Origin of the sequence: Williamwhitmania sp. (assembly GCA_035529935.1) — a bacterium.
In the GTDB taxonomy this organism is placed as follows: Bacteria; Bacteroidota; Bacteroidia; order Bacteroidales; family Williamwhitmaniaceae; genus Williamwhitmania.
Map to the genome: position 1 here is coordinate 1 of DATKVT010000053.1, position 7613 is coordinate 7613.

A 7613-nucleotide genomic window follows, 5' to 3' on the forward strand; every position below is an offset into this window, starting at 1 on the left:
TAGGCTTAGGAGTAAAATAGCCAGCCCTGCGAGGAAAAAGGATAGCCCAAGAAAACCAAAAGGGAGCCGATCCTCTCCCCTTTTTAGTATAATTCCCCACAAAAGGTAGCGCACGAACAGGAAAGGGAGCCGCTCGGGCCAAAAAAGTGAGTCGGGGTGTATTCTCATTAGCCTCAATACAAAGCTGCTCACCTGTTGCCTATAATCCACCAATCTATATCTTCTGAGCAAATCAGAGATAAAGCATACCACATCAGGCCAAGGCAGCAAAAAATGTTTGGAGGTGGTGAATTTTTTTACAAAGAAATGCTACTTTTGCACCACTCAGGCGGGAGTAGCTCAGTTGGTAGAGCATCAGCTTCCCAAGCTGAGGGTCGCGGGTCCGAGTCCCGTTTCCCGCTCAATGAAAAGGTCGTTCGAAAGGACGGCCTTCATTTTTTTTGGAAAAAAGGGTGAAGTCATCACATGCCGGGCATTCAGCACGCAAATCCTACCGGTGGCTTATGCACAGGGCTGCACCCTGTGCTGCTACATCTAGCTCCGTCAGGGCGAGAGTCCATAACAGGGAAAACACTTTGAAATATTAATGTTTACAGCAACCTATTAGTGGCAACACCCCGAAACGTAACAGCAAAGAGCTCTGCTGCGCATCGCCCTGTGTATGCCACTGCAGATTCAGAGAAGTTCTGAAGGGACGAAATGTATTGCACATTGCTCAATGTCGTTCAATCAAAACGATCGAATTCCATCAAGTAATTCGATAATATTCAATCTATCTCTACTGCAATCGTTTGCAATTATCCATTTTTTCAAACTACACCACACAACCCATGAAATCGGTCAAATATTGCACATAATTCTACAATTATAAATGAAAAGGTCAATAATTATATGGGGTATAGCGCCGATCATTTTGTGAAACCATTAATCACAATACCCCCAATAGCAGCTATGGTATGGTTTCAAATTGGTCCATAAACTGCTGTGCTAAATTAACTTTTCTTAACCTCAAATGTTCTCTTTATACTTCATTCATCAAATTATTAATGAACGTTTTAAAAATATTTGTTGAGGATATGATGTAGCACATCATTAAATTATTTTAACCCTGAGAAAGCAAATAGCCGCAAACGTTTGTGGGGAACGGCCATTTTCAGCCATAACTTGTGTTCGATTTCGACACTAACTACCTAACACCATGAAAAGATTCTATGCGATATGCCTGATTGTTTTTTTCCCTTCATGGCTTTTAGCTCAACAGCTGATTACCGGCAAGGTAGTCGACGAGCAAGGGAATACTCTACCTGGCACTAATGTGTTTATTAAAAACACAACCAGGGGAACCATTACCGATCTCGATGGTCTCTATTCCATCTCCGCTCAAAAAAACGATACCATTGTATTCTCTATGCTTGGATTGGAGCAATACGAGGCTGTTGTGGGAAATCAAACAACCATTGACGTCGTGCTTAAAGCATCGTCGAAGAAAATTAATGCGGTAGTGGTTATAGGTTATGGCACCTCGAAGCTAAAAGACCTAACTGCACCAATTGTGAATCTCAAATCGGAAGAAATTTCAAGACAAGCCACCGCAAACCCAGCGCAGGCCCTTCAGGGTAAGATAGCCGGCGTTACGGTTACCAATAACGGTGAACCGGGCAGTGCTCCACAAATCCGAATAAGGGGCGTGGGAACAGCCTTGGCCAGCGGATCGGGTCCCCTCTACATTGTAGACGGAGTGGTTGTAAGCGACATCAACTTTCTTAACAACTCCGACATCGACAACATTTCGATATTAAAGGATGCATCAGCTGGCGCGATATACGGCGTTCAGGCCGCCAACGGCGTGGTGCTCATTACCACTAAAAAAGGGAAAAAGGGAGAGCCGCAATTTAACTTCTCGGCCTACGCAGGGGTACAGCACGCTACCAATTTGGTGAAAATGGCCAATACAAGCCAATATATTGAGCTCCTAAACCAACGCACAGGACTAACCGGAGCAGGTAACCTTTACGATGCTGCTAACTTCCCTGTAAGCACGCAGTGGTATCAAGAACTCCTTCGCAATCCATTTATCTCAAGCGTGGACCTTAACGTAAATGGGGGTACCGATAAAACCCTCTACGCATTTGGACTCAGCCATTTCTACCAGGATGGACTTATAAATACGGGAAACAAGAATAACCATTACGATCGTATAAATTTCCGAGCAAAGAATGACTATACCTTTACAAAACACTTCACGGGTGGCTTTGGGCTTATCTTTTCTCGGAGCATGGATGTTCCAACTAACAATTACGCTCTTTACCAAGCCTATGTAACACCACCGGCCTACAAGCCAAAAGATGCGACAGGAGCCTGGTCCGATCCAACAGCCTTAGGCTTTTCAGGTCCATTTGCAAATCCTTCAGCTACGGTTTACTACAACGATAATCGCACCGAAAGCTATAGCATTCTCCCCAACGCATACTTAGACATTAAATTTCTCAATAACCATCTCGACTTTAGAACCGTTTTCAGTGGCGACATCGGATTTGGACTCGAGCGAACCTATACACCCGTATTCTACGTTTCGGGGCTCCAAAACAACAATACGAGCAACCTCAACAAGGTTTTCAACTTCAGAAGAAACTTAATTTGGGACAACACCTTGAACTACAGCCAAACCTTTGGCAAGAGCGACCTCAAGGTAATGGTGGGAAGCTCCGTTCAGGATTTCTACGACACCTACCTCAGTGGAACTCGCTACAACGTTCCTTACCTCTCCAATGCAACACTTTACCTGTCATTGGGCGACAATGGAACACAACAAACAACCGATGGCGGTAACTTGAGCAGGGTTGTTTCAGGATTTACTCGGGTAAGCTACAGCTACGACTCAAAATATCTTGTAACCGGGACTTTCAGGGCCGACGGCTCATCCAAGTATGCCAATAACCAATGGGGCTACTTTCCATCCCTTGGGTTGGGTTGGGTATTATCTGAGGAAAACTTCCTAAAACATAATAAGTATATCAACTTTCTTAAAATAAGGAGTAGCTGGGGCAAACTTGGAAATAGCAACGTTCCAGCCAACTCCAGCATTACCTATGGTGGCCCCGTCGACGGTGGAATTTTCGGTGGCAACAACTACATACCTGGATTAACCTTCTCAACGGTAATTAAGCAACCACTTAAGTGGGAGGTAATTGAGGAATACGATGGAGGAGTTGAGGCGTATGCCTTTAAGAATAAACTCAATTTTGAACTCGACTACTACAGCCGTATCACCCATGATGCCGTTTTTAATGCACCAGTGGTTGGAATCTCAGGTACAGATAACCTTTTAGGGAATAATGGAAAGATTAAGAACAACGGTATTGAAATGGTTATTGGCTGGTCGAGTCAGACGAAGAGTGGCAAAATAAAATACAACGTTAGCACCAACTTTACTCTCATACACAACGAAGTGCTCGCCATTAATAACGAGTCGGGTGTGCTATACGGACCACAGGTAAACGGTGCCTTTATAACCCGGACTATTGTTGGTAAGCCCATTGGTTCCTTTTACGGATATAATGCCATTGGTGTATTTCAGTCAAATACTGAGATCGAAAACTACAAGAGCGCCGATGGAACCGTTCTACAACCCGACGCCATTCCCGGCGACCTTAAGTTTGCAAATACAAATGGCGACAACCAAATTAATAATGACGATAGAACCTACCTGGGCAGCCCCATTCCCAAATTCACCTACGGCCTAACGGGTGGTCTCTCCTACGGAAATTGGGATCTATCCATGGCCATTCAAGGGGTTTATGGGAATAAGATCTTCAACTTAAAGCGTATTGATAGAAACGCATTCCCTGACGGAAACTACGATTACAATTTTTATCAGCACCACTGGAATGGCCCGGGATCGACAAATGATTATCCCTCAGCAGCCCTTACACGAAAAAACATTCAGCCAAACTCCTTCTTCGTTGAGTCGGGTAGTTACATCCGCCTAAGGAATGTGCAAGTGGGGTATACCATCCCAGAGAATACTATTAAAAAAGTTGGTTTTAAGAGTTTTAGAGTTTATGTAAATGCTCAAAACCCGCTTACCATCTTTGGCTATAACGGATTTACACCTGAAATTGGTGGCGATCCTATATCCACCGGTATCGACGAGTCAACAAACCCTCTTTCCGCCATCTACACCTTTGGTATTAACGCAACATTTTAATCCTAGACGCCATGAAATTCAGCAAGATACAATTTAAGAGCAAAACATACTTACTGGCTTTAGGAGCCATTACGGCTGCAACCATTCTTTCGTGTACTAACTATCTCGATGTTCCAATAGAAGGGCAGCTACCATCGGATTATACGAAGCAGCTTACTGCCGATGAGGCATTCCAGTACGTTAGTGCAGCATACGGTGGACTCCGGGATTTTGGTGTTAGCGCCTTTCCCTACATCGGTATGTTCGAAATTACCTCCGACGATGCCGACAAGGGAAGTACTGCCGACGACTCACCATCGATGATTGCCTTAAATAATTTTACCTACGACGCAAACACTGACCTCATAGCTAGCTTTTGGAGTGACCACTACAGCGTAATTAGCAGCTGCAACTACGCCATTAGCGCGCTTAACCAGCTGCAGTTTAAGGATACCTCTGCAAGAAATCAGCTGATTGCCGAAGCAAAATTCATCAGAGCATTCATGTTTCTTCGACTTAATGTTGCCTTTGGAGGAGTGCCAATGGTGGATACGCTAAAGACAGTTGATGATTTTGCTAAGGTGCCTAGATCGACCAAGGCAGAAGTATATGCAGCCATTGAGAAGGATCTGAAGGAAGCTATTCCCTATCTTCCAGACTCCTATACCGCCGACCAAATTGGTAGGGCAACCAGCTGGGCAGCAAAGGCCTTGTTGGCTAGAACCTGCATGTTTGAAGAAAAATGGGCCGATGTAAAAACCCTTACCGATGAAATAATTGCCGGCGGTCCATACTCGCTCTACCCTAACTTCTACAAAATGTTTCGCGTGGAGGGAGAAAATGGTATTGGGTCTATTTTCGAGCTGCAGAACTCATCAATGGATCAAGGCAGATACCGCTGCGACTACGGTTTTGAACAGGGACCTCGCAACAACTTTGCCCACTTACAAGGATGGGGATTCTGCGTTCCATCCCAAAAACTAGTCAACTTTTTTAATGGGAGAAATGATATTATACGTGAAGGTGCAACCGTTCTTCCAAGAGGCTTCAAAACTCCAGAAGGAGACTCCATTAATGCAGCATGTCCAAACCCATACTACAACTACAAAGTTTATACTCAAATAAAATACAACGACATTGACTACGCCGTCGACTACAATATTCGATTGATTCGATACGCCGAAGTGTTGCTAATGAATGCTGAAGCAGCACTCCATGTGGGTGGTGATGCAGCTACACCGTTTAACCTTGTTCGGCAACGTGCAGGATTACCAGCAATTGACTCTCCCACCCTACAAGATGTTTGGGATGAGCGTAGGGCCGAATTTGCCCTTGAGGAGTTCCGCTTCGAGGACCTTGTAAGAACAGGGCAGGCTCCGACGGTACTGGGACCGCTAGGTTTTGTTGCCGGAAAAAATGAAGTGTTCCCCATACCCCAGTCTCAGATTGACCTTAGCAACGGCGTACTTATTCAAAATCCTGGATACTAATGCTGAAGATTGCCACATACTGTTCGCTTTTACTCCTGCTGGTTGGATTTTCCTGCAGCAAGTCTGCTGTGGACACAATACCACCAGACGACACTACAGCAACCAACACCTGTCCTTCTCTGGAGAACTATGCCGAGGAGATAAGCGACAGCGCCTTGCTCGATAAGGTTCAACAGCAAACCGTAAAGTATTTCTGGGATTTCGCCGAACCAAACTCCGGTATGGCCAGAGAACGGAACTCGTCGGGAAATATAGTAACAACCGGCGGGACTGGTTTTGGAATCATGGCTATTATTGCGGGCGTCCACCGGGGCTTTATCGATAGGGATGCTGCTGTTGATCGCATGCTTAAGCTATTCAACTTCTTGCGCAAAGCAGACAGATACCATGGAGCTTGGTCGCACTGGATGGATGGTACAACCGGTAAAACCATTCCGTTTGGCACAGAAGATGACGGCGGTGACCTGATTGAAACAGCCTTTATGGTACAAGGGATCATTGCTGCCCGTGAATTTTACGATGCATCAACGGTTAAGGAGGATAGCCTCAGAGCGCTAGCCGATACCCTCTGGTACGGCGTTGATTGGAACTGGTATACCAATGGGCAAAATGTGCTGATTTGGCACTGGTCACCCAACTACAACTTCGACATCAACATGCATATTTCTGGCTGGAATGAGGGGCTTATTGCATACGTGCTAGCAGCTTCGTCTCCCACACATCCAATCTCCAAAGAAGTGTATGATAATGGGTGGGCCAATAATGGTGGTATTAAGAATGGTCGACTCTTTTTCGGGCACATACTGCCGTTGGGGGAAGATTATGGTGGCCCGCTTTTCTTTGCGCATTACTCATTTCTTGGCTTGGATCCACGAGGACTCTCTGACCAATACGCAAACTACTGGGATCAAAATGTGGCTCAAAGCCAAATAAACCATGACTATGCAGTATTCAACCCCTACAAGTATTGCTACTACAGCGACTCCTGCTGGGGACTTACTGCTAGTGATGATCCTGTGGTTGGCTATCAAGCTCACGCTCCTTACCGTATTGGTGGGGGCGAAAACGGAACCATCACTCCTACCGCAGCCCTCTCATCGTTTCCTTACACTCCGGTAGAGAGCATGAAGGCACTACGTTTCTTCTACCACCGGCTACATTCCAAGGTTTGGGGTAACTATGGATTTAATGACGCTTTTAACATTGGCAAATCTTGGTATGCAACATCCACACTTGCCATCGACCAGGGCCCTATAGTTGTAATGATTGAGAACTATCGGTCTGGTTTACTTTGGAACACCTTTATGAAAAATCAAGACGTTCAAAATGGGCTTACAAAATTAGGTTTTACTTATAATAAATAATCGTTCACTAACCAAACAAATCAATAGCTATGAAGTACACTAAAATTTTTTCGATGATTGCGTTGGCAGTTGCTGCCACATTTGCATCCTGCTCGAAGGATAGCAGTAGTTCTACCAACACCAATCCAACGGTTACCAATTCGGCCGACACTGTTGCTGTTAACAACTTGGTAGCCTACTTTAAGTTCAACGCTGATGTAACCGATAAAAAGGGACATGTTGCAGTTAATCATGGAGTTACCTTTACTACCGACCGTTTTGGTACAGCCGCTGCCGCTTACCATGGTATGGATACTGCTTTCGTTGATGTTACTCCTGATGCCTTGATGAAGAACCTCTCCAGCATGACCTACTCTGTATGGTTAAGAACTCAAAACCTTGATGGTGGAACAAACTTTATTTTCTCCTACATTGATCCTACCATTGACTGGAATGCTGGTATTGGAATGTGGCAAGAAGGTTCCAATGGAAGCCGTCCTGATACCGTTCAGCTAAAAGGATTTACAATGCATCAAAGCTCTAGCGTATACACCTGGTTAGATACCAGAAATGGAGACGTTAGCAAGGTGCTTT

Annotated in this window: 5 protein-coding genes and 1 tRNA gene; 5 read left to right on the forward strand and 1 reads right to left on the reverse strand. The window is 45.0% G+C overall.

Features of this window, described 5'->3' with window-relative positions; genetic code table 11:
• Positions 1-210: hypothetical protein (locus VMW01_04005; GenBank protein ID HUW05404.1), on the reverse strand; the 210-nt coding region annotated here is incomplete at its 3' end.
• A gap of 118 nt (positions 211-328) precedes the next feature.
• On the opposite strand from VMW01_04005, the gene VMW01_04010 reads away from it, so the two are divergent.
• From VMW01_04010 to VMW01_04030, 5 genes are all read left to right on the forward strand, one after another.
• A tRNA-Gly gene (locus VMW01_04010) sits at positions 329-401 on the forward strand.
• A 797-nt stretch (positions 402-1198) separates the two neighbouring features.
• The gene (locus tag VMW01_04015) at positions 1199-4207 is read left to right on the forward strand and encodes a TonB-dependent receptor (GenBank protein HUW05405.1); all 3009 of its coding nucleotides are present in this window, start codon (positions 1199-1201) and stop codon (positions 4205-4207) included.
• Positions 4208-4218: 11 nt separating this feature from the next.
• Positions 4219-5676 (forward strand): RagB/SusD family nutrient uptake outer membrane protein, encoded by a 1458-nt coding sequence (locus tag VMW01_04020; GenBank protein ID HUW05406.1) that lies wholly within the window; start codon positions 4219-4221, stop codon positions 5674-5676.
• Positions 5676-7040 carry a glucoamylase family protein gene (locus VMW01_04025; GenBank protein ID HUW05407.1) on the forward strand — a complete coding sequence of 455 codons (1365 nt, stop codon included), beginning with the start codon at positions 5676-5678 and terminating at the stop codon, positions 7038-7040. Before VMW01_04020 ends, VMW01_04025 begins: the two co-directional genes overlap by 1 nt.
• Before the next feature lie 29 nt (positions 7041-7069).
• The coding region (locus VMW01_04030; protein HUW05408.1) for a hypothetical protein at positions 7070-7613 on the forward strand (544 nt) is incomplete at its 3' end.

Excerpts from the sequence above, each read along its gene's own strand:
- VMW01_04025 (HUW05407.1), top strand. The coding sequence starts at position 5,676 with ATGCTGAAGATTGCCACATACTGTTCGCTTTTACTCCTGCTGGTTGGA.
- VMW01_04015 (HUW05405.1), top strand. The coding sequence starts at position 1,199 with ATGAAAAGATTCTATGCGATATGCCTGATTGTTTTTTTCCCTTCATGG.
- VMW01_04020 (HUW05406.1), top strand. The coding sequence starts at position 4,219 with ATGAAATTCAGCAAGATACAATTTAAGAGCAAAACATACTTACTGGCT.